General features: G+C 52.2%; 21 protein-coding genes and 3 pseudogenes. 13 read left to right on the forward strand and 11 right to left on the reverse strand.

The annotated features are described in order from the left end of the window. The first annotated feature begins 151 nt into the window (after positions 1 to 151). The 3 genes from glnS to chiQ all read left to right on the forward strand — a co-directional run bounded on the left by glnS (position 152) and on the right by chiQ (position 4,060). Positions 152 to 1,816 (forward strand): glutamine--tRNA ligase, encoded by a 1,665-nt coding sequence (gene glnS, locus A1WG_RS05985; RefSeq protein WP_001287173.1) that lies wholly within the window; start codon positions 152 to 154, stop codon positions 1,814 to 1,816. 455 nt (positions 1,817 to 2,271) lie between these two features. Next, positions 2,272 to 3,678, forward strand: coding sequence for a chitoporin ChiP (chiP, locus tag A1WG_RS05980; protein WP_001258812.1), 1,407 nt, complete (start codon positions 2,272 to 2,274; stop codon positions 3,676 to 3,678). Between the two features lie 49 nt (positions 3,679 to 3,727). Further along, the gene (chiQ, locus tag A1WG_RS05975) at positions 3,728 to 4,060 is read left to right on the forward strand and encodes a ChiQ/YbfN family lipoprotein (protein ID WP_001515975.1); all 333 of its coding nucleotides are present in this window, start codon (positions 3,728 to 3,730) and stop codon (positions 4,058 to 4,060) included. Between the two features lie 93 nt (positions 4,061 to 4,153). Here the strand turns inward: chiQ and fur are convergent, their stop codons facing one another. The 5 genes from fur to ybfF form a co-directional block, all read right to left on the reverse strand. Next, a complete protein-coding gene (fur, locus tag A1WG_RS05970; RefSeq protein ID WP_000131707.1) occupies positions 4,154 to 4,600 on the reverse strand; it encodes a ferric iron uptake transcriptional regulator in 447 nt (148 codons plus the stop codon). Next, a complete protein-coding gene (uof, locus tag A1WG_RS0122175) occupies positions 4,593 to 4,679 on the reverse strand; it encodes a fur leader peptide (RefSeq protein WP_010380762.1) in 87 nt (28 codons plus the stop codon). Before uof ends, fur begins: the two co-directional genes overlap by 8 nt. Positions 4,680 to 4,888: 209 nt before the next feature. Then, on the reverse strand, positions 4,889 to 5,419 hold the full coding sequence (gene fldA, locus A1WG_RS05965) for a flavodoxin FldA (RefSeq protein ID WP_001515976.1): 531 nt from the start codon (positions 5,417 to 5,419) through the stop codon (positions 4,889 to 4,891). Positions 5,420 to 5,610: 191 nt separating this feature from the next. Next, positions 5,611 to 5,904, reverse strand: a complete 294-nt coding sequence (gene ybfE / locus A1WG_RS05960; RefSeq protein WP_001300829.1) for a LexA regulated protein — start codon at positions 5,902 to 5,904, stop codon at positions 5,611 to 5,613. Positions 5,905 to 6,043: 139 nt separating this feature from the next. Then, complete coding sequence (gene ybfF / locus A1WG_RS05955) at positions 6,044 to 6,808, reverse strand: esterase (RefSeq protein ID WP_001515977.1); 765 nt, start codon at positions 6,806 to 6,808, stop codon at positions 6,044 to 6,046. Between the two features lie 184 nt (positions 6,809 to 6,992). Between ybfF and seqA the strand changes: the two genes are divergently transcribed. Beyond that, on the forward strand, positions 6,993 to 7,538 hold the full coding sequence (seqA, locus tag A1WG_RS05950; protein WP_001515978.1) for a replication initiation negative regulator SeqA: 546 nt from the start codon (positions 6,993 to 6,995) through the stop codon (positions 7,536 to 7,538). 28 nt (positions 7,539 to 7,566) lie between these two features. Continuing rightward, a complete protein-coding gene (pgm, locus tag A1WG_RS05945) occupies positions 7,567 to 9,207 on the forward strand; it encodes a phosphoglucomutase (alpha-D-glucose-1,6-bisphosphate-dependent) (RefSeq protein WP_001515979.1) in 1,641 nt (546 codons plus the stop codon). Between the two features lie 164 nt (positions 9,208 to 9,371). Here the strand turns inward: pgm and kdpE are convergent, their stop codons facing one another. The 6 genes from kdpE to kdpF are packed head-to-tail and all read right to left on the reverse strand — an operon-like array spanning position 9,372 to position 17,137. Then, positions 9,372 to 10,049 carry a two-component system response regulator KdpE gene (gene kdpE, locus A1WG_RS05940; protein ID WP_000186070.1) on the reverse strand — a complete coding sequence of 226 codons (678 nt, stop codon included), beginning with the start codon at positions 10,047 to 10,049 and terminating at the stop codon, positions 9,372 to 9,374. Then, positions 10,046 to 12,730 (reverse strand): two-component system sensor histidine kinase KdpD, encoded by a 2,685-nt coding sequence (gene kdpD / locus A1WG_RS05935; RefSeq protein ID WP_001515980.1) that lies wholly within the window; start codon positions 12,728 to 12,730, stop codon positions 10,046 to 10,048. The genes kdpE and kdpD overlap by 4 nt, the downstream gene beginning before the upstream one ends. Then, positions 12,723 to 13,295, reverse strand: a complete 573-nt coding sequence (gene kdpC / locus A1WG_RS05930) for a K(+)-transporting ATPase subunit C (protein ID WP_001515981.1) — start codon at positions 13,293 to 13,295, stop codon at positions 12,723 to 12,725. Before kdpC ends, kdpD begins: the two co-directional genes overlap by 8 nt. Positions 13,296 to 13,303: 8 nt before the next feature. Then, positions 13,304 to 15,352, reverse strand: coding sequence for a potassium-transporting ATPase subunit KdpB (gene kdpB, locus A1WG_RS05925; protein ID WP_000087925.1), 2,049 nt, complete (start codon positions 15,350 to 15,352; stop codon positions 13,304 to 13,306). 22 nt (positions 15,353 to 15,374) lie between these two features. Further along, on the reverse strand, positions 15,375 to 17,048 hold the full coding sequence (gene kdpA, locus A1WG_RS05920) for a potassium-transporting ATPase subunit KdpA (RefSeq protein ID WP_000741116.1): 1,674 nt from the start codon (positions 17,046 to 17,048) through the stop codon (positions 15,375 to 15,377). Continuing rightward, complete coding sequence (gene kdpF / locus A1WG_RS0122185; protein ID WP_001272653.1) at positions 17,048 to 17,137, reverse strand: K(+)-transporting ATPase subunit F; 90 nt, start codon at positions 17,135 to 17,137, stop codon at positions 17,048 to 17,050. Before kdpF ends, kdpA begins: the two co-directional genes overlap by 1 nt. Positions 17,138 to 17,451: 314 nt before the next feature. Between kdpF and A1WG_RS05915 the strand changes: the two genes are divergently transcribed. The 8 genes and pseudogenes from A1WG_RS05915 to A1WG_RS25390 all read left to right on the forward strand — a co-directional run. Further along, positions 17,452 to 17,658: a YbfA family protein gene (locus tag A1WG_RS05915; protein WP_000424791.1), complete on the forward strand. Its 207-nt coding sequence runs from the start codon at positions 17,452 to 17,454 to the stop codon at positions 17,656 to 17,658. A 757-nt stretch (positions 17,659 to 18,415) separates the two neighbouring features. Further along, the gene (locus A1WG_RS05910) at positions 18,416 to 18,868 is read left to right on the forward strand and encodes a DcrB-related protein (protein ID WP_000141610.1); all 453 of its coding nucleotides are present in this window, start codon (positions 18,416 to 18,418) and stop codon (positions 18,866 to 18,868) included. An 18-nt stretch (positions 18,869 to 18,886) separates the two neighbouring features. Continuing rightward, positions 18,887 to 23,527, forward strand: coding sequence for an RHS repeat-associated core domain-containing protein (locus A1WG_RS05905; RefSeq protein ID WP_016242607.1), 4,641 nt, complete (start codon positions 18,887 to 18,889; stop codon positions 23,525 to 23,527). Between the two features lie 3 nt (positions 23,528 to 23,530). Continuing rightward, positions 23,531 to 23,890 carry an Imm8 family immunity protein gene (locus A1WG_RS05900; RefSeq protein WP_001241528.1) on the forward strand — a complete coding sequence of 120 codons (360 nt, stop codon included), beginning with the start codon at positions 23,531 to 23,533 and terminating at the stop codon, positions 23,888 to 23,890. Positions 23,891 to 23,984: 94 nt separating this feature from the next. Next, a pseudogene (locus A1WG_RS25380) lies at positions 23,985 to 24,075 on the forward strand (RHS repeat-associated core domain-containing protein); the annotation flags it as partial. 196 nt (positions 24,076 to 24,271) lie between these two features. Then, complete coding sequence (locus A1WG_RS25385; protein WP_410054394.1) at positions 24,272 to 24,457, forward strand: HNH endonuclease; 186 nt, start codon at positions 24,272 to 24,274, stop codon at positions 24,455 to 24,457. Continuing rightward, a pseudogene (locus A1WG_RS25155) lies at positions 24,457 to 24,952 on the forward strand (SMI1/KNR4 family protein). The gene A1WG_RS25385 and the pseudogene A1WG_RS25155 overlap by 1 nt, the downstream one beginning before the upstream one ends. Before the next feature lie 5 nt (positions 24,953 to 24,957). Continuing rightward, a pseudogene (locus tag A1WG_RS25390) lies at positions 24,958 to 25,124 on the forward strand (hypothetical protein); the annotation flags it as partial. Positions 25,125 to 25,257: the final 133 nt, after the last annotated feature.

Here is a 25,257-nt window from a genome sequence, read left to right on the forward strand (position 1 = left end):
GGTGGGGATCTTCTCTACCGCTTTTTTTTTCATCAATCATCCCCATAATCTTTGTTAGATTTTTCGATTTTCTCTAACTAACAGTTGTCAGCCTGTCTCGCTTATAAGATCATACGCCGTTATACGTTGTTTACGCTTTGAGGAATCCACGATGAGTGAGGCTGAAGCCCGCCCGACTAACTTTATTCGTCAGATCATCGATGAAGATCTGGCCAGTGGTAAGCACACCACAGTACACACCCGTTTCCCGCCGGAGCCGAATGGCTATCTGCATATTGGCCATGCGAAATCTATCTGCCTGAACTTCGGGATCGCCCAGGACTATAAAGGCCAGTGCAACCTGCGTTTCGACGACACCAACCCGGTAAAAGAAGATATCGAGTACGTCGAGTCGATCAAAAACGACGTTGAGTGGTTAGGTTTTCACTGGTCAGGTAACGTCCGTTACTCCTCCGATTATTTTGATCAACTCCACGCCTATGCTGTTGAACTGATCAATAAAGGCCTGGCATATGTTGATGAACTGACGCCAGAGCAAATCCGCGAATATCGTGGCACTCTGACGCAGCCGGGTAAAAACAGCCCATACCGCGACCGTAGCGTTGAAGAGAACCTGGCGCTGTTCGAGAAGATGCGTACCGGCGGTTTTGAAGAAGGTAAAGCCTGCCTGCGTGCGAAAATCGACATGGCATCGCCGTTTATCGTGATGCGCGATCCGGTGCTGTATCGCATTAAGTTTGCTGAACATCATCAGACCGGCAACAAGTGGTGCATCTACCCGATGTACGACTTCACCCACTGCATCAGCGATGCGTTGGAAGGTATTACCCACTCTCTGTGTACGCTGGAGTTCCAGGACAACCGTCGTCTGTACGACTGGGTTCTGGACAACATCACTATTCCTGTTCATCCGCGCCAGTACGAATTCTCGCGTCTGAATCTGGAATACACCGTGATGTCCAAGCGTAAACTGAACCAGTTGGTGACCGACAAGCACGTAGAAGGCTGGGACGATCCGCGTATGCCGACCATTTCCGGTCTGCGTCGTCGTGGTTATACCGCGGCTTCTATTCGTGAGTTCTGCAAACGCATTGGCGTGACCAAGCAGGACAACACTATTGAGATGGCGTCGCTGGAATCCTGCATCCGTGAAGATCTTAACGAAAACGCCCCTCGCGCAATGGCAGTTATCGATCCAGTAAAACTGGTTATCGAAAACTATCAGGGCGAAGGCGAAATGGTTACCATGCCGAACCATCCGAACAAACCGGAAATGGGTAGCCGCCAGGTGCCGTTTAGTGCTGAGATTTGGATCGATCGTGCCGATTTCCGCGAAGAAGCCAACAAACAGTACAAACGTCTGGTGCTGGGTAAAGAAGTGCGTCTGCGTAATGCTTACGTGATTAAAGCGGAACGCGTGGAGAAAGATGCTGAAGGCAATATCACCACTATCTTCTGTACTTACGATGCTGACACCCTGAGCAAAGATCCGGCTGATGGTCGTAAGGTCAAAGGCGTTATCCACTGGGTAAGTGCGGCACATGCGCTACCGGTTGAAATCCGTCTGTATGACCGTCTGTTCAGCGTGCCGAATCCAGGCGCTGCGGATGATTTCCTGTCGGTGATTAACCCGGAATCGCTGGTGATCAAACAGGGCTTTGCTGAACCGTCGCTGAAAGATGCGGTAGCAGGTAAAGCGTTCCAGTTTGAGCGTGAAGGCTATTTCTGTCTCGACAGTCGCCATTCCACTGCGGAAAAACCAGTATTTAACCGCACCGTTGGGCTGCGTGATACCTGGGCGAAGGTTGGCGAGTAACGTTAAGTTCCACTTTGCCGGATAAGGCGTCCACGCCGCATCCGGCATGAACAAAGTGCACTTCGTCAACAATCCCAAACGCCGCACTCTGCGGCGTTTTTTCTGCTTTTCTTCGCGAATTAATTCCGCTTTGTAATTTATCCATAAAACAAATTTAAAATCACCAGCCATAATTTAATAGAATGCGACTGCCTTCATCCCACTGGAAAGCCGCATATTTTTCTTCTATGCGCTCTCCTGGTACAAATTTAAACCTTGTAACAAAAATCATCAAAATATGTGCGGTTGCTCATGTTCTTACATTCTCGTTACAGAAAGAGATTGATAATTCGCGGCGCGAAAAATAGTCTGTTCCTGTAGTCAGCGAGACTTTTCTCAACGCTACTTTTTTAATTTTTTATTTTTTCGCTGTTCACCCTTGGTGCAGCAATTTATACGTCAAAGAGGATTAACCCATGCGTACGTTTAGTGGTAAACGTAGTACGCTGGCGCTGGCTATCGCCGGTGTTACAGCAATGTCGGGCTTTATGGCAATGCCGGAGGCTCACGCCGAAGGATTTATCGACGATTCAACCTTAACCGGCGGTATCTATTACTGGCAGCGTGAACGTGACCGTAAAGATGTTACCGACGGCGACAAATACAAAACCAACCTTTCTCACTCCACCTGGAACGCCAACCTCGATTTTCAGTCTGGTTATGCCGCGGATATGTTCGGCCTTGATATTGCTGCGTTTACGGCGATTGAAATGGCGGAAAATGGCGACAGTTCACACCCGAACGAAATCGCTTTTTCGAAAAGTAATAAAGCCTATGACGAAGACTGGTCAGGCGATAAAAGCGGTATAAGCCTGTATAAAGCAGCGGCCAAATTTAAATACGGTCCGGCGTGGGCGAGAGCAGGTTATATTCAGCCAACCGGTCAGACGCTGTTAGCGCCGCACTGGAGCTTTATGCCGGGTACTTATCAGGGCGCGGAAGCCGGGGCTAATTTTGATTACGGTGATGCTGGTGCGTTGAGCTTCTCCTACATGTGGACCAACGAATATAAAGCGCCGTGGCATCTGGAAATGGATGAGTTTTATCAGAACGATAAAACCACCAAAGTTGATTACCTGCACTCCCTCGGGGCGAAGTACGATTTCAAAAATAACCTCGTGCTGGAAGCGGCATTTGGTCAGGCTGAAGGGTATATCGATCAGTATTTTGCTAAAGCCAGCTACAAATTTGATATCGCCGGTAGCCCGCTAACTACCAGCTACCAGTTCTACGGTACGCGCGATAAAGTTGACGATCGCAGCGTCAACGATCTTTACGACGGCACCGCCTGGCTACAGGCGTTGACCTTTGGCTACCGGGCGGCTGACGTAGTGGATTTGCGCCTGGAAGGCACCTGGGTGAAAGCTGACGGTCAGCAGGGGTACTTCTTACAGCGTATGACCCCAACCTACGCTTCCTCTAACGGCCGCCTGGATATCTGGTGGGATAACCGTTCTGATTTTAACGCCAACGGCGAAAAAGCGGTCTTCTTCGGCGCGATGTATGATCTGAAAAACTGGAATCTTCCAGGTTTCGCCATCGGCGCTTCTTACGTTTACGCCTGGGATGCCAAACCCGCTACCTGGCAGAGCAACCCGGATGCGTACTACGACAAGAACCGGACTATTGAAGAGTCTGCATACAGCCTGGATGCGGTCTACACCCTTCAGGATGGTCGCGCCAAAGGTACGATGTTCAAGCTGCACTTCACCGAATACGATAACCACTCCGATATCCCGAGCTGGGGCGGCGGTTACGGCAACATCTTCCAGGATGAGCGTGACGTGAAGTTTATGGTTATCGCGCCATTCACTATCTTCTGATGTCCGACGCGGCAGGTTTTTCGCCTGCCGCACGTTTGAGGAATTTGCTATGAAGAAACTGATTCTCATCGCCATGATGGCATCGGGGTTGGTGGCCTGTGCGCAATCAACCGCGCCACAGGAAGATAGTCGTCTGAAAGAGGCGTACAGCGCCTGTATTAATACCGCACAAGGCTCGCCGGAAAAAATTGAAGCCTGCCAGAGCGTGTTAAACGTGCTGAAGAAAGAGAAACAACATCAGCAGTTTGCCGAGCAGGAAAGTGTGCGCGTGCTGGATTATCAGCAGTGTATTCAGGCAACGCAAACCGGTAATGATCAGGCGGTGAAAGCCGATTGTGATAAGGTCTGGCAGGAAATTCGCAGTAATAACGCTACGCAGTAAAAAACAAAAAGCGAGAGCTGTAACTCTCGCTTTTCTTATTTCTCTTTATAAAAAAGCCAACCCGCAGGTTGGCTTTTTCTCGTTCAGGCTGACTTAATTGCCTTCGTGCGCGTGCTCATCTTCGCGGCAATCGCCTTCGGCGCAGTGACCGTAAAGATAGAGACTATGGTTAGTCAGGCGAATGCCGTGTTTTGCGGCAATTTCACGCTGACGCGCTTCGATAGATTCATCACTAAATTCGATAACCTTGCCGCAATCGAGGCAGATCAGGTGATCGTGGTGATGTTGCTGGGTCAGTTCAAATACGGATTTACCGCCTTCAAAATTGTGGCGGGTGACGATACCGGCGTCGTCAAACTGGTTCAGTACGCGATATACGGTAGCCAGACCAATTTCTTCACCCATATCGATCAGACGTTTGTACAAATCTTCCGCACTGACGTGATGGTTGTCCGGCTCCTGAAGAACTTCCAGGATTTTTAAGCGTGGAAGCGTTACTTTCAGGCCAGCTTTCTTTAGGGCGGTATTGTTATCAGTCATGCGGAATCTGTCCTGTTACTAAGCGATTCACTTCATTAAAAGAAGTGACAGAATTTGCTCTTGAGATAATGCGTATCATTATAGAATTGCCATGCCTAAATGAAAACTACAAGTCCCTGGCAAATATTGTTAATAAAAACGTGGCTTAGCTTACATTTACATCGGTAAGGCCACTTCAACACTGGAACATTGTACAGGTACAACGGCAAAAGTTACAAATTTGTAGCAATTATTTTGATTGGCATTATCTATTAATACGGCGTAGACATGAGTCTACGCCGCATCACATCAGGCGTTGATAATTTCGTCGAGATGCAGCTCTTCAGAAATTTGTTTCACCCATTTTTCCACGCGTTCGGCGGTCAGTTCCGGCTGACGGTCTTCGTCGATAGCCAGACCGACAAAGTGGTTGTCATCCGCCAGACCTTTTGAGGCTTCGAAATGGTAGCCCGCAGTTGGCCAGTGACCAACGATGGTAGCACCACGTGGTTCGATGATGTCACGGATAGTGCCTAACGCGTCGCAGAAATATTCTGCGTAATCTTCCTGGTCGCCACAGCCAAACAGTGCAACCAGTTTACCATTGAAATCAATCTCTTCGAGAGTCGGGAAGAAGTCGTCCCAGTCACACTGCGCTTCGCCGTAGTACCAGGTTGGGATGCCCAGCAGCAGAATGTCATAAGCTTCCAGATCTTCTTTGCTGCTTTTTGCAATGTCATGGACATCGGCAACGTCTTTACCAAGCTGTTTTTGAATCATTTTTGCGATATTTTCGGTATTACCGGTGTCGCTGCCGAAAAAGATGCCAGTGATAGCCATGAGTGAAATAACCTCTTGAAACTTATTGAAATGGGGGTGGCAAATTGCCCACGGATAAAGGCAATCATAGCAGAACAGGCAGTCTTGCGGAATCAGCAAACTCGCAGGACTGCACACTGTGCTACACGATTTTTTTGTCCAACTTCAAGTTACATGGGCTGTAACCCGAATTATTTGAGTAAAGGATGGGATCAGACGATGCCCTGACTACGCAGCGCCGCGAGTTGTTGCATCAACATCTCTTCGATCAGTTCGCTACGGCTCATATTACGCGACTCTGCCAGCTCGTTCAGCGCCTCGACAGCTTCTGCATTCAGCTTCAGTTCGACACGCTTAAGACCACGTACTTTGTCGCGTTTTAGCTGGTTGCGTTTATTAATACGCAGCTGTTCATCGCGCGAAAGCGGATTGGTTTTCGGTCGTCCCGGTCGACGCTCGTGCGCGAACAGATCTAATGTCGTACGGTCCGTTTGTTCTTTGGCCATGATCTTGGTGACTTCGGGGGAAACAATCAGCCAGGCGTCTGCCCGGATGGATAGCGCGCCATAATACATCAGCGCGATGAGTCACGCCAACGCCCACGCGCGGAAAGCGACGCAGACGCTGGGTTTTTAATCAGTTGCATTAATCATTGAGATAGCGGCGGATGGCGCGCAGCACTGCATCAGGTTTTTCTGCGTGTACCCAGTGACCCGCACCTGCAATCACATGCGCCCGTGCCTGCGGAAATTGCGCCAGTAAATCATCACGATATTGTTCAGTAACATACGGCGAATTACCACCGGGGATAAATAGGGCGGGGTGATCCCACGCCGGGATTTTCTCCCAACCCACAATATGCGGATACTGATCCCACAACACCGGCACGTTAAAACGCCATTCGCCGTCAACGTAGGATTTCAACAGAAACTGAATCACCCCTTCTTCATTCAGATGCTGACGCATCACCGTCGCCGCCTGTTGACGTGTTTGTGCGTCAGATTCGCTGACCGCGTTGATGGCCGCGAAAATCTCATCATGACGGCGCACGTGATAATCGACGGGCGCAATATCGATTGCCACCAGTTTATCGATGCGATCAGGGGCCAGCGCGGTGAGCGCCATTACTGCTTTGCCGCCCATTGAGTGGCCAATAAATGTCGCCTTATCGATCTGCTGAGCATCCAGCGTATCCAGCAGATCCTGCGCCATCGCCGGATAATTCATCACAGGATCGCGCGGTGAAAGTCCGTGGTTACGCATATCCACCTGGATGATATCGTGGTCGCTCACCAGGTCGCGTGCCAGCACGCCGAGGTTGTCGAGACTACCAAACAGACCATGAACAAGGACGATGGGAGAATTATTGTGCTGATTTTGTGTAGATTGCGCGCGGATATTCAATTTCATGGCAAAGTTCTTTTTTTCGCGAAGTCGGGTTAGGGTATTATGTTGACCATTGTGCCACAGGGCTGCAACAAATAAGGTTTAATCCGAGTTTTTCTGCAAGCCAGGCTTGACGCTATCCGCTGCCGGGATTTATTCATATACTCCTGGCGACTTGTATTCAGCTAAGACACCGCACTGGATTAAGATGAAAACGATTGAAGTTGATGATGAACTCTACAGCTATATTGCCAGCCACACTAAGCATATCGGCGAGAGCGCATCCGACATTTTACGGCGTATGTTGAAGTTTTCCGCCGCATCACAGCCTGCTGCTCCGGTGACGAAAGAGGTTCGCATTGCGTCGCCTGCTATCGTCGAAGCGAAGCCGATCAAAACGATTAAAGACAAAGTACGCGCAATGCGTGAACTTCTGCTTTCCGATGAATACGCAGAGCAGAAGCGTGCGGTCAACCGCTTTATGCTGCTGTTGTCTACACTATATTCTCTTGACGCCCAGGCGTTTGCCGAAGCAACGGAATCGTTGCACGGTCGCACGCGCGTTTACTTTGCGGCAGATGAACAGACGCTGCTGAAAAATGGTAATCAGACCAAGCCGAAACACGTGCCAGGCACGCCGTATTGGGTGATCACCAACACTAACACTGGCCGTAAATGCAGCATGATTGAACACATCATGCAGTCGATGCAATTCCCGGCGGAATTGATTGAGAAGGTTTGCGGGACAATTTAAAACAACGTTGCAGATAAAGGACAAAGCAATGGCAATCCACAATCGTGCAGGCCAGCCTGCACAACAGAGTGATTTGATTAATGTCGCCCAACTGACGGCGCAATATTATGTACTGAAACCAGAAGCAGGGAATGCGGAGCACGCGGTGAAATTCGGTACTTCCGGTCACCGTGGCAGTGCAGCGCGCCACAGCTTTAACGAGCCGCACATTCTGGCGATCGCTCAAGCGATTGCCGAAGAACGTGCGAAAAACGGCATCACTGGCCCTTGCTATGTGGGTAAAGATACTCACGCCTTGTCCGAACCTGCATTCATTTCCGTGCTGGAAGTGCTGGCAGCAAACGGGGTTGATGTCATTGTGCAGGAAAATAATGGCTTCACTCCGACACCTGCCGTTTCCAATGCCATTCTGGTTCACAACAAAAAAGGTGGCCCGCTGGCAGATGGTATCGTGATTACGCCGTCCCATAACCCGCCGGAAGATGGTGGTATCAAATACAATCCGCCAAATGGTGGCCCGGCTGATACCAACGTCACCAAAGTGGTGGAAGACAGGGCCAACGCACTGCTGGCCGATGGCCTGAAAGATGTGAAGCGTATCTCCCTTGACGAAGCGATGGCATCCGGTCATGTGAAAGAACAAGATCTGGTGCAACCGTTCGTGGAAGGTCTGGCCGATATCGTCGATATGGCGGCGATTCAGAAGGCTGGCCTGACGCTGGGTGTCGATCCGTTGGGTGGTTCCGGTATCGAATACTGGAAGCGCATTGGCGAGTATTACAATCTCAACCTGACCATCGTTAACGATCAGGTCGATCAGACTTTCCGCTTTATGCACCTCGACAAAGACGGCGCGATCCGTATGGACTGCTCCTCTGAGTGTGCGATGGCGGGTCTGCTGGCACTGCGTGATAAGTTCGATCTGGCGTTTGCTAACGATCCGGATTATGACCGTCACGGCATCGTTACTCCGGCAGGTTTGATGAATCCGAACCACTACCTGGCAGTAGCGATCAATTACTTGTTCCAGCATCGTCCGCAGTGGGGCAAAGATGTTGCCGTCGGTAAAACGCTGGTTTCTTCTGCGATGATCGACCGTGTGGTCAATGACCTGGGGCGCAAGCTGGTAGAAGTACCGGTAGGTTTCAAATGGTTTGTGGATGGTCTGTTTGACGGCAGCTTCGGCTTTGGCGGCGAAGAGAGCGCGGGCGCTTCGTTCCTGCGTTTCGACGGTACGCCGTGGTCAACTGATAAAGACGGCATCATTATGTGTCTGCTGGCGGCGGAAATTACTGCCGTCACCGGCAAAAACCCGCAGGAACACTACAACGAGCTGGCAAAACGCTTTGGTGCTCCGAGCTACAACCGTTTGCAGGCAGCAGCAACTTCCGCACAGAAAGCGGCGCTGTCTAAGCTGTCTCCGGAAATGGTGAGCGCCAGGACTCTGGCAGGCGACCCAATCACCGCGCGTCTGACCGCTGCGCCGGGCAACGGTGCTTCTATCGGTGGTTTGAAAGTGATGACCGACAACGGCTGGTTCGCCGCGCGTCCGTCAGGCACGGAAGACGCATACAAGATCTACTGCGAAAGCTTCCTTGGCGAAGCACATCGTAAGCAGATCGAGAAAGAGGCGGTTGAGATTGTTAGCGAAGTTCTGAAAAACGCGTAATCATATAAAGTAAAAAAAAAGGGCGGTCGGAAGATCGCCCTTTTTTACTTATGACCGCCTGATGCGCTACGCTTATCAGGCCTACGAGAATGGTGCAATATATTGAATTTTCACTATTTTGTAGGCTTGACAAGGCGTTTTCGCTGCATCAGACAAATAACACCCTAAAGCATAAACCGATACCCAATACCGGTTTCAGTAATAAAATGGCGAGGTCGGGCCGGGTCTTGTTCCAGTTTTTGTCGCAGATGCCCCATATAAATCCGCAAATAGTGACTGTGTTCGACCGCATTTGGCCCCCATACCTGGTTGAGTAACTGGCGCTGGGTAAGCACTTTCCCGGCGTTGTTGAGCAACACAGCCAGCAGGCGGAACTCTATCGGCGTCAAATGCACTTCTTCCTCGCCGCGATGGATCACGCGGGCGGCCAAATCAACGGTCACATCGGAAAATGTCACCACCGGATCGGGCGCGGCGGTGGCGGAGTGGCGGCGTAACGCAACGCGTAGACGAGCCTGCAATTCACCAATGCCAAACGGTTTACTCAGGTAATCATCAGCTCCGGCATCCAGCGCGGCGATTTTGTCGCTCTCTTCGCTACGTGCGGAAAGCACAATTACCGGCACCGCGCTCCACTGGCGCAGGTCGCGGATAAACTCAATTCCATCGCCATCGGGCAGGCCGAGATCGAGAATAATCAAATCCGGCTTACGGGTTGCCGCCTCCAGCAGCCCACGTTGCAGTGTTTCGGCCTCAAAGACGCGCATACCGTCGCCCTCCAGCGCTGTGCGCAGAAAGCGACGAATAGCCTGTTCATCTTCAACAATCAGAACGTTTGTCACATATCCTCATGAAATTCTTCAAGTTCAGGAGCAGTTTGCTGAGGAAGTGTAACACGAAAACAAGCGCCACCTTCCGGTCGGTTGAATGCGATGATCGTACCACCGTGTATTTCTACAATCGCCCGACAAATTGCCAACCCAAGCCCGACGCCCGGCACTGCTGACTCTTTATTCCCGCGGGCAAATTTATCAAAAATCGTCCGTTCCTGACCTTGTGGAATACCGGAGCCGTTATCCCAGACATCCAGTTGTAGTTGCTCTCCCTCGACATGGGCATCAATACCAATTTCAGCCTGCGTTCCCGCGTACTTCACCGCATTCTCCAGCAGATTAATCAGCACCCGCTCAAACAGTGGCCCGTCGACGTGGATCAAGGTCAGCGGTTCAGGCAGAGAGAGGTTGATGGGTGACGATAAACCTGGCTCCAGCATTTGCAGCGCACTGCCGACGACTTCTTCCAGCGTTAACCACTCTTTCTTCAAATTAAAGCCGCCGGACTGAATTCGCGCCATATCCAGCAAGTTATTTACCAGTCGGGTCGTGTTCAGCACATGCTGGCGAATTTCGCTGGCCTGGCGAGCGTGCGGAGAACCTTCGCTTGCCAGATCAAGCGTTAAGATTTCTGCCTGACCAAACAGCACCGTAAGCGGGGTGCGTAAATCGTGAGACAGCGCCGCCAGCAGCGCGTTGCGGATCTGTTCACGCTCGCTGGCCATCCGCGCCTGTTCTTCGCTGGCGGTCAGCATCAGGCGCTCAAGAGCATTGGCCACTAACAGCGTAAACGTTTCCAGCAGGCGCTGTTGTTCCGGGATCATCAACTGGCGCAAATTTCCCGGTTCCACCACCACCAGTCCGTAGGTTTTCTCGCCGCTTTTTAACGGCAAAATCTGGTACGGCACGCCGGGTAAAGTGTCGGTGCCCGCACCCGCAGGCAGACCTTTATCAAAGCTCCAGCGGGCGATAGCATCGTCCCACGGCGTCATCCCCTGCGGATGTGTTAGCGGCAGTAATATACCGTTGTCATCAGGTAACAACACCTGACTGCGGGCATGAAAAGTAGAAGCAATAAACTGCTCGCTGGTGGCGGCGATATCCTGGGGACTGCGGCCTACCGCCAGCGTTTTTGACATTTCATATAAGTGTCGCGTGCGTTGCTCGCGGTAACGGGCTACCCGCGCCTGGTAACGCACGCCAGCGGTAAGGTTCCCGATCACCAGCCCGACGGTTAACATCACCGTGAAGGTCAGCAGATACTGCACATCAGAGACGGCGAGCGTGCCGCGTGGGGCGATAAAAAAGAGATCGAAACTCACCACGTTAATGACGGTGGCAACCACCGAAGGCCAGCGACCATAAAAAAGTGCCACCACCACCACGCCCAACAGATACAGCATCACCAGGTTAGCGGCATCGAAGGCCATCAGCCACTGCATGGCAATTAAAGTGATAACGGCGCATAACGCGGCGGCAACCACGCAGCCCTGAATTTGCACCCGCCATTTGTCTTTAAAAGAGCGGCTATCCGGCGCGTTATTAATTGTGCGCGCAGGTGGTTCATCAAGCGCGACCAGTACCTGATCGAGGTCGGGGGCGATGCGCGCCAGTCGGTCGGCAAAGGTTTCCCGACGCCACCAGCGGCGCGAGGCCGGGCGACCGAGAATTATCTTGCCGAGATTATGCTCCCGGGCATAACGCACTACGGCTTTTTCTTCTGCCGGATCAGAAAGTGTTGCTGTCTCTGCGCCTAACTCCTGCGCCAGACGCAAGGCGCTGAGAATGGCTCGACGTTTTTTCTCCGGTAAGCGGTGCAGGGCAGGGGTTTCAACATATACAGCGTGCCAGACGCTCCCCAGCCTTGACGCCAGCCGCGCCGCCGCCCGAACCAGTTTTTCGCTGCCCGTATTATGCCCAATACATAAAAGGATTGCGTCGCGCGTGTGCCAGACTTTCTCTTCGCCAGGACTCCCCCGCCAGGCGCGCATTTGCTCATCTACGCGATCGGCAGTACGGCGCAGCGCCAGTTCGCGCAGGGCAATCAAATTGCCTTTGCGGAAAAAATGTTCAATGGCGCGCTCAGCCTGCCCGGCAATATAGACTTTGCCTTCTTTCAGTCGCTGGCGCAGATCGTCCGGAGGCAGGTCCACCAGCACCACGTCGTCGGCGGCATCGAAAAAAGGATCGGGCACGGTTTCCCGTACCTGAATTCCGGTGACGCCACTGACCACATCGTTCAGACTTTCCAGATGCTGAACGTTGACGGTAGTGAAAACATCAATGCCTGCTTCCAGTAGCTCTTCGATATCCTGCCAGCGTTTAGGATGACGGGAACCTGGCGCATTACTGTGCGCCAGTTCATCCATTAATATCAGCGCCGGACGGCGGGCGAGGGCGGCATCGAGATCAAACTCGCTGATATGCCGCCCACGGTACGCCTGGCGTTTCAGTGGCAGAACAGCCAGACCTTCCAGCATTGCGGCGGTATCTTTCCGCCCGTGGGTTTCTACCACGCCAACCACAATATCCAGCCCTTGCGCCCGCAGTCGCTGGGCTTCCGCCAGCATCGCCCAGGTTTTCCCGACGCCCGCACAGGCACCGAAGAAAACTTTTAGCTTTCCGCGATGCGGCGCGGCAGTTTGTTCCAGCAGACGGTCGGGGTCGGGACGTAAGGGTTCGTTATTCATCAAGCTTATCCAGCGCCAGATTGAGTTCGACAATGTTGACGACCGGCTGGCCGATATATTTCACCAGCGGTTGTTGGCTGTATTTTGCGACCAGTTGTGTGAGCTGTTCAACGCTGAGATTACGCGCTTTCGCCACCCGTGGGATCTGCCAGGTCGCCGCTTGCGGGGTAATGTTATTGTCCAGCCCGCTTGCCGAAGCCGTGACCAGTTCAACCGGAACGCTCGCGCTGGCATCCGGGTTAGCGGCTCGTAAAGCAGCAACGCGTGCAGCTATTTGTTTATTCAGCGCCGGATTACTGACCGCCAGATTGCTCCCGCCAGAAGCCTGTGGATTATAGGGCATTTCTGCCGTTGCCGACGGGCGGCCATGAAAATAGCCGTTATCGGTAAAATTCTGCCCGATTAATGCCGAACCGCGCACTGTATCACCTTCACGGATCAACGAACCGTTGGCCTGCCAGGGAAACCACCATTGCCCAAGCAGGGTGGTTAGCAGCGGGTAAACGCCGCCAGTAATCAATAACAGAAAGAGAAAAGTCGAGAATGCCGGACGTAATCCACGCATGGTAAACCTCACACCAGACCGCAAACGGTCAGCAGTAAATCAATGACTTTGATACCGATAAACGGCACCAGCAGCCCACCCATACCGTAAATCCATAAGTTACGGCGCAACATGGCAGAAGCGGTAAGCGGTTTATAACTCACGCCTTTTAATGCCAGGGGAATCAAAAAGACGATAATCAAGGCATTGAAAATAACTGCACTGAGAATGGCGGAGTCGGGCGAATGCAGGCGCATGATGTTCAGCGCATTCAACTGCGGATACGTTGCCGCGAACGCCGCCGGAATAATGGCGAAGTATTTCGCCACATCGTTGGCAATGCTGAAGGTCGTAAGCGAACCACGGGTCATCAGCATCTGTTTGCCAATATGCACCACCTCGATCAACTTGGTCGGATTGGAGTCGAGATCCACCATATTGCCCGCTTCTTTCGCCGCCTGAGTGCCGGAGTTCATCGCCACCGCGACGTCGGCTTGCGCCAGCGCTGGGGCATCGTTGGTACCGTCGCCAGTCATTGCCACCAAACGGCCTTCCGCCTGGTACTGACGAATCAACGCCAGCTTGGCCTCTGGTGTCGCTTCGGCAAGGAAATCGTCGACGCCCGCTTCCGCTGCAATGGCGGCGGCGGTCAGACGGTTATCGCCGGTAATCATCACCGTTTTAATGCCCATTTGGCGCAGTTGGGCGAAACGCTCTTTAATGCCACCTTTGATGATATCTTTCAGCGCAATAACGCCCAGCACGCGAGAACCTTCCACCACTACCAGCGGCGTGGCACCCTGACGCGCAACCTGATCGACTTTTTGGTCGACATCGGCAGGGAAGTGGCTACCGTTAGCCTCGACATGACGGCGAATGGCATCGACAGAACCTTTACGGATCATGCGGTTATCAATGTTGATCCCACTCATCCGGCTTTGCGCAGTAAAGGGGACAAAGGTGGCATGGAGCGACTGCACATCGCGCTCGCGCAGGTTAAAACGCTGCTTGGCGAGGATCACAATACTGCGGCCTTCCGGCGTTTCATCGGCCAGCGAAGCCAGTTGTGCGGCGTCGGCCAGCGTTTTTTCCTCCACGCCCTGCGCGGGGATAAACTCTGATGCCTGGCGGTTACCGAGGGTGATGGTGCCGGTTTTATCCAGCAGCAGGACGTCCACGTCGCCCGCAGCTTCAACTGCACGTCCGCTGGTGGCGATCACATTCGCGCCCAGCATCCGGCTCATCCCGGCGACGCCGATAGCTGACAGCAAGCCGCCGATAGTTGTTGGGATCAGACAGACCAGCAGCGCTACCAGTACCGTCACGCTGACTGCGTTACCGCCCCAGGCGGTAAATGGCCATAGCGTTGCGGTTGCCAGTAAAAAGACGATGGTCAGGGCAATCAGGAGAATGGTCAGGGCAATCTCGTTCGGCGTTTTGCGTCGTTGTGCGCCTTCCACCATCGCGATCATCCGATCCAGAAACGTCTCGCCGGGGTTAACGCTGCACTCAATTACCAGCCAGTCAGAAAGAATACGCGTGCCGCCAGTGACGGAGGCAAAATCGCCGCCGGACTCACGGATCACCGGTGCCGATTCCCCGGTGATGGCGCTCTCATCGACCGATGCGCCACCTTCAATAACTTCACCATCGCAAGGGATAATATCGCCCGCTTCTACCAGCACGATGTCGCCTTTACGCAGTTGATCGGCCGGAACTTTGTCTGCCACAGCACCATATTTCGGCTCGCGCAGCTTGCGAGCAAAGGCGGTTTTTTTCACCCCTTTCAGACTGTTGGCCTGCGCTTTACTGCGGCCTTCCGCCAGCGCCTCTGCGAAATTGGCGAACAGCACGGTGACCCAAAGCCAGCCACTAATTGCCGCGCTAAATAGCGCATTGCCGGGCATCGCACCGCTCACCATCGCGATACTAATAAAGGTGGTCAGCAGACTGCCGATCCAGACGATAAACATCACCGGATTGCGCCATTGCGCCTGCGGACTTAATTTTTTCACCGCTTCTTTCAGCGCCTGGGCGACAAGTGTTGGTTCGAATAGCGCCAGTTGTTTACGACTCATATTCAGTGCTCACTCAATATCATCAGGAGAGATATTCCGCCACCGGACCAAGCGCCAGGGCAGGGATAAAGGTCAGTGCGCCAACCAGCAACACGGTGCCGATTAACAGGCCAATAAACAGCGGGCCGTGCGTTGGCAGTGTACCGGAGCTGGCGGGTTGGCTCTTTTTACTCACCAGCGAACCGGCAATCGCCATCACCGGGATAATCACCCCGAAGCGCCCGACAAACATGCAGAACGCCAGTAAGCAGTTCCAGAACGGTGAGTTGGCGCTTAATCCGGCAAAGGCACTGCCGTTGTTGTTGGCGGCGGACGACACGGCGTACAGCACTTCGCTAAAACCATGCGGGCCAGGGTTGAGCATGGCGCTACGTCCGGCATCGGTCATCATCGCCAGCGCCGCGCCCATCAGCACCAGCGTTGGGGTAACCAGAATCGCCAGCGCGGTCAGTTTCATCTCGCGCACGTCGATTTTTTTACCCAGATATTCCGGCGTGCGGCCAATCATCAGCCCGGCAATAAACACCGCCAGCAGGACGAACAGCATCATGCCGTAAAGGCCAGAACCCACGCCGCCGAATACCACTTCACCAATTTGCATCAACCACATCGGCACCATGCCGCCGAGAGCGGTAAACGAATCATGCATCGCAATCACTGCGCCGCAGGAAGCCGCCGTAGTCACGACCGCAAACAGGCTACTGACCAGTACACCAAAACGGCTCTCTTTACCTTCCATATTGATGCTGCTGTCTGCGCCCAGCGCCAACAGATGAGGATTACCCTGAATTTCTGCCCACATCACCACGGCCACGCAGATGACAAAAATCACCGACATTGCCCACAGCAACATGCGCCCCTGACGACGATCGCCCGCCACTTCGCCAAAGGCAAAGCAAAGCGCCGTTGGGATCAAGAAGATCGCCAGCATTTGCACGAAGTTGGTCAGTGCGGTCGGGTTTTCAAACGGATGCGACGAGTTGGCATTAAAGAAACCACCGCCATTAGTACCGAGCATCTTGATCGCTTCCTGAGAAGCCACCGGCCCCATCGGTAACAATTGCTGTGCCCCTTCAACGGTTGTCACAGCCTGATAAGGCAGAAAGTTTTGCAGCGCACCTTGTTGAATAAAAAACAGGGCGATCAACAACGCCACTGGGGCTAACACCCATAACGTGATGCGTAACAGATCGACCCAGGCATTGCCCAGTGTGCTCATGCTCTGGCGGGTAAACGCGCGGATGAGGGCGAAAATCACCGTAATCCCGCTGGCGGCAGAAAGAAAGTTTTGTACCGTTAAGCCCGTCATCTGACTGAAATAGCTCAACGTTGTTTCGCCGCTGTAAGACTGCCAGTTGGTGTTGGTGACAAAGCTGACAGCAGTATTCAGCGCCAGATCCCACGACAAACCCGGCAGTTGCTGCGGATTAAGCGGCAGATAGTGCTGACCGACCAGCATGAAAAACAGCACCGCCAGTCCCAGCAGGTTCAGGCAGAGAATGGCAGACAGATACTGCTTCCAGTTCATCTCACGGTCAGAGACGCCAAGTGCGCGAAAGAGTACGCGTTCAACGCCTGCCGTACCGGGAAGAGGAATATCATTAATCAGCCGTGCCAGCCCGCTGCCTAAAGGGCGCGCCAGCACCATCAGCACCAGTAAAAACGTGGCGATCAGTAAGAACCCTTGCGCAGCCATCAGAACGCCTCCGCATTGATCAGGGCATAAACCAGATAACCCAGTAATAAAAACACCAGCAACACGCCGGTTATCACGCCTGCACTCACAGTGCACCTCCAGTGGCCTAAAAGTGATACCGGAAGGGTAGAATTGTGGCTGCAAAGATTTCGCAAAAATCTGCGGGCGGGGTGTAAAAAAAGTATAAAAATGGTAAAAGCCATGATTTAACTAATGGTTAGTATCATTTTAACTTTTATGTAACTTAATTACACGGTGAATGTAAATAAACCATCAATAAGCAAAAATAAGTGGTCGGATGAGTGGTAAAATTACACAAAAGGCGGTACTATTTTCATCAGATAAACGAATTCATTTTTCCGGTGTCATTCACCGGGTAGATACAAAAAAGGGGGAGAAAAGTATGGAACTCTATAAAGAATATCCTGCATGGCTTATCTTTTTACGCCGTACTTATGCGGTTGCAGCGGGCGTTCTGGCGCTGCCTTTCATGCTTTTCTGGAAAGACCGCGCCCGCTTTTACAGCTACCTGCACCGCGTCTGGTCGAAAACCAGCGATAAACCGGTGTGGATGGATCAAGCCGAAAAGGCAACCGGTGATTTTTACTGATTGCTAGCACATTTAAGCCAGCCTTGTATACGGGGCTGGCTTAGGCGTTCTGTATCAACGGATCTCATGACGCCTTCATTTCATCACTGTTTTATCTTCAAGTTTCGCTAGTACCCTTTTAAAAGGGTAACTCAGAATGCGGTTATCCTCATTGTCTCTCTAAGCGGCTCTATCGTCAGAAATCTCTGGTTAGGTTGGATACCCCATTACACTCTTTCCTGTAACTTCAGTGTAAAGTGAGAAAGTCGCTATCACTTTTGCTCACTCCAGCATCTAAATAAATTCCGAATTTTGCTATTAATATCGCTACTTCAATAAAAGTAGATAGTAAAGAGAGTAATATATACTTTATTGATATATTAAGAATAATTCATTGTTAATGAATCTAATGCGATAAGGTGTATTGGTGTTAATAAAAAGATATTGTATTTTTAGTTGATAATTAAAAACACACAATATTTCAGCCTTTTCTATGTAAGAACTCAATTTTATAAGGTGTCCATTTTTATATGGAGGCGGTAGCGTGTCTGTTGTTGGTGGTTTTATTTACACGCTGAATATAATTGAATTATCGAATATATAACTATGTATCCGTTCCAGTCGTCGTAACTATTGATAATTATTTGATATTCTTAGTGATTGTTGCCGGAAAGATAAAAATGAGCGACAAAGCAGCAATAGACGTCACCTTCATGACTAACAAATAAATAAAAACCCATCAAAAATAATTCGTTTATTAAAAAGGACTCATGCCATTATGACGGAATATTACCTCAATGAGACAGTTATAACTTTCACCGGGAATATTATTCAGGACAGTACCATTAATATGTTGCGGCTCAGCAATCCCGACGCCGCACTCATTATCAGCCGGGGCCAGATGCAGGAAGGAGACGAATTAGCCTCTCAGGTTGAACAGCAAATGAAAAAGCTGGAAAAGCAGGTCAGGGAACTGCACCACACGCCCGTGCAGGTGACCCGCGTGGGGATTAATGACGCTGAGGAAGGGCTGGAGATACAGAGCCAGTTTCTCCGGGGTAACGAGCAGGTGTATCAGTGTCAGGTGGCATTTGTATTGCCGGGTGAGCGGGTCATGATGGCCTTCACTTACGCCAGAACCACACCGCTGACCCCGGCAGACATGACGCGCTGGGCTGAAATTAAAAAGAATCTGCGCTTCAGGATACGGCAGGAAACCAGGACGCATTAATCACACAGGGAACGGGACATGGAAGATGCATTCTGGGCGGCAAGGCAGGGTGATGCCCTGCTGCATACGTCGTTTATGGCAGATGTGCTGGGGGCGGTGCTGGAAGTGGCCGCAAATGTCGTTATTGATGCCCTCATTGTCGGCGCAACCTCGTTACTGGCGGCGTCAGTAGGGATCACGATGGGGTGCACGGCTGTCTTGCTGACCGGTTTTGTGGCGGGTGTGGCGATGGTGTACACCGGCGTGACAGAAACGGTCAGCGAAGCCTGTTCAGACCTCGCAGATATGCTTTTCCCGCCTCAGATTGAAGGTTACATCCTCACCGGCTCTGGTGACACATTGATCAACAGCAAACCTGCCGCGCGGGCAGCGGCCACAGCAGCATCGCGGCAGGAGATTGAGGCACAGGAAGCGCAGGCGAAGGCGGAACAGGAAGAAGCGCAGCGTCAGGAGGACGCCAGAACGTTCCGGGATGTGGCCGGGGAATATCTGGAAATGGCGGGGGCAATAGCCCTGGCGGTTCATCCGGTGACTGGACCTGTTCTGATGTCCCGGGCGCTGCACGACCAGCTCAGTACGGAAGAAGGGCGTTCTGAGATGGTGGATGGCGTGACACATTTTGTGTCGGAACTATGGCAGCCCACCGTGGCCAGTGCGGCACCTGGCTCCACCCCGACCCCTGACGATAAAATCGACTGCCATAAACATCCTTCCTCACTGACTCAGTTACTCGCACAAAAAAAAGCCGCCTTTCTGGATGACCCTCTGGGAACGGCCCTTAACCTGTTGAGTCCGGACGGTCTGCTGGAAACCGCCTTTCAGGGAGTGAATGCGGTTATTGGTAGTATCAGTAATCTGTTCAAAGATGATGACGAACCGCCCGCGGCGGAATATATCGCGGAAGGTGCGCGGGATGTGCGTGTCAACAGTCAGCCAGCGGCACGCAGCGGGGCACGCTGTACCTGCGAGGCCAGGGTGGTGAATGCGCCGGGGGACGGGGCGTTTGTGTCACCGGATGTCCGCATTGGCGGTCCGTTACTGGTGGTCAGGGATATCAGAAGCGGCAGGTCGCAGATAACCCTGGTGGCAACCGTGGCGCTGATGTTTCTTCGCCCGGGCAAAATGCTTTCTAAAATCGCCTGTTTTGCTGCCGGTATCGGGATGAGCATGATGACGCAGAAGGCCATCAGCGCCCTCCCGCATCCGGTCAATGCCGCCACCGGGGCCAAATACCTGGCTGATGATGATGACTTCGATTTCAGCCTGCCGGGCCACTTTCCGCTGGACTGGCAGCGTGTGTACAGCAGTCGTGACGAACGCACGGATGGGATGTTCGGTCAGGGCTGGAGCGTGATGTATGAAGTCAGCCTCGAGCGCACACCGGGTAACGCGGACGAAAACTGCATGACCTTTGTGTCGGGTATGGGGCGACGGCTGGATATGGAAGCCGTGCTGCCGGGGAGCGGATTTTACAGCCCCGGTGAAGGACTGGCAGTACGGCGTGGTGAGCAGGGGCACTGGCTTATCAGCAGCGATGATGGACATTTTTTTCTGTTTGAAGGCGACCCGCATCACCCGCAGCGCCAGCGGCTGAAAATGCTGGGCGACCGTAACAGCAACTGTCTGAATCTGTACTACGACGACCGGGGGCGCATCACTGAAATCCGCGGCGAACAGCAGCGTCCGTGCATCCGTCTGTATTACGAACTGGCGGCGCATCCCCGGCGGGTGACACAGATTTATCAGCATTTCCCTGATACTGCACCTTTACTGCTGCGTCGTTACAACTATGACGAGGCTGGCCACCTGAACGGCGTGCACGACAGCACGGGGCACCTGTTGCGTGAGTTTGCTTACGACGAAAACAACTGCATGACGCTGCACCGGCAGCCCGGCGGCGAAGGGTATTATTACCAGTGGGGCTGGTATGAAGGGCCGGATGATGCAGGCTGGCGCGTGACGGGCCACCATACCGACAGTGGCGCACGATACCGTCTGGACTGGCGGATGGCTGAACGTGTGGTATGTGTGACAGACGGGGCGGGCCGGACACGCTTTCATCAGTGGGATGCGCAGAATCAGGTGACGGCGTACCAGGACGAAGCCGGGCAGGTGATGACGTTCCGCTGGAGCGACGAAGAACGACTGCTGCTGGGGATGACCGACGCTCAGGGCGGCAAATGGCGCTATGTGTATGACCGCCTGGGGCATATCACGGAGACGCACGACCCGCTGGGGCGGGTGGCACAGACACAGTGGCACCCGGTATGGCACGAACCGGAAACGGAAGTGGATGCGACGGGGAACAGTTGGCGCTGTGAGTACGATGAACGCGGCAATCTTCTTACCGTGACCGACCCGTTGCAACAAAACACCCGGTATCAGTATGACCGCCACGGCCAGGTGGTACAGATAACTGATGCCCGTGGGGGGAATAAATACCTTCAGTGGAACGAAGACGGGCAGCTCACGCGGCATACGGATTGTTCCGGCTCGCAGACGACCTGGTTCTACGACGAACGCACGCGACTGATACGGGTGACAGACGCGCAGAGCCACAGCACGCGCTACGGGTATGACGACAGCGGTCACCTGGTGGAGGTGATACTGGCGGACGGCCGCACGGCGCATTACCAGCCGGATGCGGCGGGCAGGCTGGTGAAGTATACCAGCCCGATGGGGAGGATAACGCGCTGGCAACGCGACGGGCAGGGGCGGGTGCGCAGCCGGACGGACGCGATGGGGCGCAGGACGGCATTCGGGTACGACGCCTACGGGCGGCTGACCCGGCTGACAAACGAGAACGGAGAAAGCTATCAGTTCCGCCACGATGTGCTGGACCGTCTGGCGGAGCAGATAAACCCGGACGGTTGCCGCCAGGCGTACCGTTACAACGCGCTGAACGCGGTCACGGAAGTGGTGTTCACCGGGGACCGGGGCGGTGAAATCCGTCACCGGCTGGCGCGCGATGCGGCGGGCCGGCTCACGGCAAAAGAGACAGCCGAAAGCCGCACAGAATACATCTATGATGCGGCAGACCAGCTACTGGAAATCCGCCGCCAGCGGTCGGATGCCGGGGAAACGGATGCACCGGAGATTATCCGCTTCAGTTACGACAGACCGGGACGGATGCTGACCGAGGAGACGGCGCAGGGCGTCTTAACCCATCAGTACGATGAACTCAGCAACCGGACAGCCACCACCTTTCCGGACGGCAGAGCGCAGCGCCATCTGTACTACGGCAGCGGTCATCTCCAGCAGATAAATCTGGACCGGAAGGTTATCAGTGAGTTCACGCGTGACGCCCTGCACCGTGAGGTGCTCAGAAGTCAGGGGCGGCTGAGCACGCGGCAGCTTTACGACCCTGCCGGGCGACTGAAGCGCAGGGAGACATACAGCGGGATGCGCGGGGTGGTGCCGGAGACGTTCACGGACCGGCAGTACAGCTACAACGGTCAGGACGAACTGCTGAAGACGCGGCACAGCCGGCGGGGGGAAACGGATTACTTCTATGACACCACGGGCCACATCACGGCATGCCGCTCGGAGGATGAGGGGTATCTGGCGAGCTGGCAGTACGACGCGGCGGGAAACCTGCTGGGGAGGCGCGCGGGGGAAAGGGCCACGGCAGAAAACAGCGTGGTGCCGTTCAACCGGCTGATGTCTTACCGTGGCGTGCACTATCGTTATGACGAACACGGCCGGACGGTGGAAAAGCAGGGCCGGAGCGGAACGCAGAGTTACCGTTATGATGCGGAACACCGGATGGTGGAAGTGACGACAGTGCGGGGAACGTACCGGTATATATACGATGCGCTGGGGAGGCGGACAGAAAAACAGCACATCAGCCCTGACGGTAAACCGTACAACCGGACAAAATTTTTATGGGACGGGATGCGGCTGGCGAAGGAGAGCAGGCCGGAGGGAACAAGCAGCCTGTATATCTACAGTGACCAGGGGAGTTATGAACCGCTGGCGCGGGTGGATAAGGCGGGGAAAGAGGGACCGAACCGGATACTGTATTTTCACACAGATGTGAACGGCGCGCCGGAAGGGATGACGGACAGCGACGGGAAAATCGTGTGGGAGACGGGGTATCAGGTCTGGGGTAACACGATACAGGAGAAGGACCACGGCAGGGTGGAACAGAACCTGCGTTACCAGGGACAGTACCTCGACAGGGAAACGGGGCTGCACTACAATCTGCACCGTTACTATGATCCGGATGTCGGGCGGTTCATAGTAACGGATCCGATAGGACTGGCGGGGGGGATTAATCTTTATCAGTATGCACCGAATCCGTTGTCATGGATCGATCCACTCGGTCTATTGGCTGGGTGCTGGAGAAATAAACTTCGGAAAATAGACGATGCGGTGAAAGCTCCTGGAAATGCTGGTCTCAAAATGACACTTAGTCGAAGAGAGGCTAACCGTTTAGGTAAAGAGTTTGTTGGTGAAGGGTATTCAGTAGTACGAGGTAAAAAGGGAGAACTATGGTACATTTCTGCTGATGGAAAACGGATGTATAGAAGTCCTACCCCGAAAAGTTCTGATTATGCAAAAACAGGTAAGCAGGCGAATTTCCACGAACGAAGAAATGTAAATGACAACTGGTGGGATACTCAGCGGGTATCAAACGTACATGTGCATGTGGAATAGAATATGAGATTAGTTATTAAATTCGCATGTGTTGCTGATGGCGTAAATTTACGTGTATGGGAACCAGTGGATCGTAAAACCATAGCAGAGTTTATTTATCTTGAAATTGGTGAAAAAGGAACTAAAAAATCTGATGGGTTTACAATAAGAGTGGCAACACCACAAGGTCTAAAAAACATTTCAGCTAATGAAGGTATTATTGCAGAAAGACCTTTGGTTATTATGGATGAATATAATTTCTCTGAGTTATGGAAATGGCTTGAATGTATAGTTTCTTCTTGTGAGGGAGATACATGGCTTCAATGTGTAGAGTATCTTAGACGTTATTTTGATTGGGAGTATGATAATTATAAGCACAACTGATGTTTGTTCATTTTTTAGTAAAGATGTTAGGATTTTTTCTATTCATAAACGGCGTAGGAACTACTATCTGAAGATAGGTTAAAATATTTATCCTGACCCGATAGGACTGGCGGGTGGGTTAAACTTATACCAATATGCGCCAAATCCTCTCTCTTGGGTCGATCCTTTAGGATTAGCTCTTACCGGTGCTGATTTTACGGGAAGCCCTGATTTATTCCCTGCTAAAGGTAATCAGTTAAATATTGTCGAAATAACGATGCAAGGTTCTCGTGGGAGAGATTTTACTGAAACGTTTAAAAAAGCTGGTATAACGAAAGCTGAGTCTACAGGTTATACATGGCATCATTTGAATGATTTTGATCCTACAACGGAAAAACAACTATGCAGTTAGTAAAAACTTCAGCTCATGAAGGTACTTTCCACCATGCAGGCTCGGTTTCTCAGTTTGAAAAACATTTCAACTTGCCTTCTGGATCTTATGGAAGTTCAGATGCTATTGCTATATCTCCTTCTAAAGGATGGCTAGCTGGTCGTATTCCAAAAGTGTTAAAAAGAGGGTGTTCATAATGGATAATCCGTGCAAAAATTGCGAAAAAAATTGTTCTTTCAGATATTAAATCTGTGGAGCAGGATTTACATTATTGTTTTCCTGATGAATTTATATCGCATTATCTGTCCTTTAATGGTGGGGTGCCGTCCAGAACTTGGTGGTAAAGCAATGATGGTTTCGAACCATTGGAGGTTGCTTTTTTGAAACCATTTAAATATAACAAATTAACTAATGATGACCCGAAGTCTTTAATTGATGGCTGTTATCATGAGATGATTGCAAAGAATGTGATTCCGAAAAACATCATACCTTTTGGAAATGACTGGGGGGGTAATTATTTTTGCCTAAATAAGAATGATAGTAGTGTAGTCTTTTATGCGACAGATTCATTTGATCCAGAACTTTCTATGGATAAAAATCATGTGTTAGTACAAAAAAAACTAGCTTCTTCTTTCAAAGAATTTATGGACAAATTAGTTACCGAAGAGGATTTGGATTATCTATGTAATTAATTTCAAAAGCCGGAGACCTGCTGACGGATGAATATCAGGGAGCGGTGATAGACAACCGCCTGCCGGGCTACGGGCGTGACCGTTACCGCTATAACGAATGGGGTGAACTGACAGAGCGGCGAGAACAGCAACTGGAGTGGAACGCACAGGTCAGTTAACGCGGGTCATCAGCAGGGAAAGATCACGTAACGCTGTTTTTTTGTACTAAACAATTCGCACTAAATGTTCAATAATTGAGATATTCCTTATTACCTAAAGCTGTTTTTCATTGCTTATACATGATCAAATACTCCTTACATAATTAA

Source organism: Escherichia sp. KTE96 (genome assembly GCF_000408525.1).
Taxonomy (GTDB): domain Bacteria; phylum Pseudomonadota; class Gammaproteobacteria; order Enterobacterales; family Enterobacteriaceae; genus Escherichia; species Escherichia marmotae.

Bases quoted from the DNA above. Each gene is read 5' to 3' on its own strand.
- glnS (WP_001287173.1), top strand. From the start codon at position 152: ATGAGTGAGGCTGAAGCCCGCCCGACTAACTTTATTCGTCAGATCATC.
- chiP (WP_001258812.1), top strand. From the start codon at position 2,272: ATGCGTACGTTTAGTGGTAAACGTAGTACGCTGGCGCTGGCTATCGCC.
- chiQ (WP_001515975.1), top strand. From the start codon at position 3,728: ATGAAGAAACTGATTCTCATCGCCATGATGGCATCGGGGTTGGTGGCC.
- fur (WP_000131707.1), bottom strand. From the start codon at position 4,600: ATGACTGATAACAATACCGCCCTAAAGAAAGCTGGCCTGAAAGTAACG.
- uof (WP_010380762.1), bottom strand. From the start codon at position 4,679: ATGATACGCATTATCTCAAGAGCAAATTCTGTCACTTCTTTTAATGAA.
- fldA (WP_001515976.1), bottom strand. From the start codon at position 5,419: ATGGCTATCACTGGCATCTTTTTCGGCAGCGACACCGGTAATACCGAA.
- ybfE (WP_001300829.1), bottom strand. From the start codon at position 5,904: ATGGCCAAAGAACAAACGGACCGTACGACATTAGATCTGTTCGCGCAC.
- ybfF (WP_001515977.1), bottom strand. From the start codon at position 6,808: ATGAAATTGAATATCCGCGCGCAATCTACACAAAATCAGCACAATAAT.
- seqA (WP_001515978.1), top strand. From the start codon at position 6,993: ATGAAAACGATTGAAGTTGATGATGAACTCTACAGCTATATTGCCAGC.
- pgm (WP_001515979.1), top strand. From the start codon at position 7,567: ATGGCAATCCACAATCGTGCAGGCCAGCCTGCACAACAGAGTGATTTG.
- kdpD (WP_001515980.1), bottom strand. From the start codon at position 12,730: ATGAATAACGAACCCTTACGTCCCGACCCCGACCGTCTGCTGGAACAA.
- kdpC (WP_001515981.1), bottom strand. From the start codon at position 13,295: ATGCGTGGATTACGTCCGGCATTCTCGACTTTTCTCTTTCTGTTATTG.
- kdpB (WP_000087925.1), bottom strand. From the start codon at position 15,352: ATGAGTCGTAAACAACTGGCGCTATTCGAACCAACACTTGTCGCCCAG.
- kdpA (WP_000741116.1), bottom strand. From the start codon at position 17,048: ATGGCTGCGCAAGGGTTCTTACTGATCGCCACGTTTTTACTGGTGCTG.
- A1WG_RS05915 (WP_000424791.1), top strand. From the start codon at position 17,452: ATGGAACTCTATAAAGAATATCCTGCATGGCTTATCTTTTTACGCCGT.
- A1WG_RS05910 (WP_000141610.1), top strand. From the start codon at position 18,416: ATGACGGAATATTACCTCAATGAGACAGTTATAACTTTCACCGGGAAT.
- A1WG_RS05905 (WP_016242607.1), top strand. From the start codon at position 18,887: ATGGAAGATGCATTCTGGGCGGCAAGGCAGGGTGATGCCCTGCTGCAT.
- A1WG_RS05900 (WP_001241528.1), top strand. From the start codon at position 23,531: ATGAGATTAGTTATTAAATTCGCATGTGTTGCTGATGGCGTAAATTTA.
- A1WG_RS25385 (WP_410054394.1), top strand. From the start codon at position 24,272: ATGCAGTTAGTAAAAACTTCAGCTCATGAAGGTACTTTCCACCATGCA.